This is a genomic window from Ruegeria sp. YTSA144, from assembly GCF_059610125.1.
Genome location: NZ_JBXWNA010000024.1, coordinates 1 through 2,354, shown reverse-complemented (window position 1 = coordinate 2,354; position 2,354 = coordinate 1). Strand labels below are relative to the sequence as shown.

Here is a 2,354-nt window from a genome sequence, read left to right as displayed (position 1 = left end):
GTCGACAACGCATACGGCGACCGAAACCTCGTCTGCACATGCCCCCCAATGGACGCATACCAAGACGCCGCGGAATAGGGAACCGGGCATAGCAATCCGCCTTTTGCCCTAGCGGATTGAAATCCGAAAATGAGGGCAGCGTCCAGCGAGGCGCTGCCTCTCGTCAATTCGATGGAGGAACAATGAAACACTATGTCCTCGCAAATGATCGCCCCAACCTGGCAAAGACCGGGCCGGAGGTGCCAGAAAGATTAAAACACATCGATGTTATCCTCAGCGACACGCGGGCGCTGGCATCGGCTGAAATCGTCGTCGAGTTCTATCAAGCACTGAACAGCCTGGTCGAAAACTGCTCTTACGTCGTCAATCTCCGGGTGTCCGGAAATGACTCGGTCGGCGGGCCTCTTTATTGGACAGGTCGGACGGCAATATTCTGGGGCGACCTGGAGAACAACTGGGACGTCTCCGGTCCGCGCAGAAGCTGGATTTCGCAAGTTCTCAACCTGTCTTCAAGGACCGTTCTGGTCGGCGGAGCTGTCCTGCTGCTGGTGCAACTGGGCAGAGCGGGCCGAAACATCGTTGCGGTTCATCCCAACTTTGCTGCGGCCGCGCTGGAAAGCGGATTGGAAAGCTGCGGTGCGGCAACCCATCTGGCCGCCGACGGGCACCCCCACAGCGCAACCAGCAGACTGAGCGCGTTGCGGCTGTTGTCCGAATTCGTGTCCATGGATCACGGAGAGCATATAGCGGACGCACTGCGCAGCTATATTGGTCTGACCGAACCCACGCAAAAACACGAAAGCAGGTTGGCCGCCCGGTTGGTGCACAGGGCAAAGGGTGATCTTTTGGTGGTGCGTACTTTGGATGCGATGCTGGAAAACATCGAAGATCCTCTGACGATTTCCGATCTTTCCCGTTTGCTCAAAACCTCGACGCGGCAGCTGCAACGACGGTTCCTGAGCAAAACCGGTGCAAAGCTTCTTTCCACGTACAAGGAGCTTCGTCTGGAACGGGCGCAGAACCTGTTGCAGTTCACGAACATGTCGCAGATCGAAATCTCGGCAGCCACTGGTTTTTCATCGACCGTCGCTTTGAAACGTGCGTTTCAACGCTGCTACAAAACCAGCCCGGATGATGTGCGCGACCGTCGGTTCATGGGGTCGATGGCGCCGGAAGGATCCTAGCATTTCTTCGACGTGCGCAACGGGCGATGATATCGCGTGGGCAGTTTGCCCACGCAACTTTGGTTTGGTTCACGCCGCAGCAATCTGGCTTGCCTTTTCCACCAGCACTTCGGCCTGACGGATCGAGGCGTAATCTATCAGCCGGCCGTCCAGCGAAACAGCGCCTTTTCCATCGGCTTCGGCCTCGGCCATGGCGACGAGAATGCGCTGTGCCTTGTTGACCTCGGCGTCCGACGGCGACATCACCTCGTTGGCAAGTGCGATCTGGCTTGGATGAATGGCCCATTTGCCCTCGCAACCCAGAACGGCGGCGCGTTTTGCGGCGGCCTTGTAACCGTCCGGGTCCTGAAAATCGCCAAAAGGCCCATCAATCGGGCGCAGTCCGTTGGCGCGCGCCGCAACCACCATGCGGGCCAGTGCATAATGCCACATATCACCCCAATGGGTCTGGCGCCCACCGTCCGAATCCGCATCGGTCAAAACAGAGTAGTCCGGGTTCACACCGCCGATGATCGTGGTGCGCGCACGGGTCGAGGCCGCATAGTCAGCCACGCCGAAGTGCAGGCTTTCATTGCGCTTGGATGCTGCCGCAATCTCACTGACATTCTGCATGCCAAGCGCGGTTTCGATGATGTGCTCGAACCCGATCCGTTTTTTGTAACCCTTGGCGTCTTCGATCTGGGTCACCAGCATATCGACGGCATAGACATCAGCAGCCGTCCCGACCTTGGGGACCATGATCAGATCAAGGCGTTCACCAGCCTGCTCGACCACATCGACGACGTCGCGGTACATGTAATGCGTGTCCAGACCGTTGATCCGAACCGACATGGTCTTGTTGCCCCAGTCGATGTCGTTCAGCGCCTGAATGATGTTCCTGCGGGCCTGTTCTTTTTCATCCGGCGCAACAGCGTCTTCCAGATCAAGGAAAATGACGTCCACATCGGATTTGGCTGCCTTTTCGAACATTCCGGGTTGGCTGCCGGGTACGGCCAATTCACTGCGGTTCAGACGGGCTGGGGCTTGGTCGATGGAATGAAAGCTCATGGATTCGGGTCCTTCGTCTTACAGGTTCGGATAGATCGGGAAACGTGCGCAGAGGTCTGCGACTTCGGCCTTGACCTTGGCTTCGACGGCGCCGTTGCCGTCTTCGCCATTGGCAGCCAGGCC

Annotated in this window: 2 protein-coding genes; one reads left to right on the top strand and one right to left on the bottom strand. The window is 58.0% G+C overall.

The window, feature by feature from the left end:
* Nucleotides 1-182 precede the first annotated feature (182 nt).
* The gene (locus AC2FF8_RS20495; RefSeq protein WP_496880596.1) at nt 183-1,184 is read left to right on the top strand and encodes a helix-turn-helix domain-containing protein; all 1,002 of its coding nucleotides are present in this window, start codon (nt 183-185) and stop codon (nt 1,182-1,184) included.
* Nucleotides 1,185-1,253: 69 nt separating this feature from the next.
* Here the strand turns inward: AC2FF8_RS20495 and AC2FF8_RS20490 are convergent, their stop codons facing one another.
* Nucleotides 1,254-2,231, bottom strand: coding sequence for an HpcH/HpaI aldolase/citrate lyase family protein (locus AC2FF8_RS20490; RefSeq protein ID WP_170347665.1), 978 nt, complete (start codon nt 2,229-2,231; stop codon nt 1,254-1,256).
* Between the last annotated feature and the right edge of the window lie 123 nt (nt 2,232-2,354).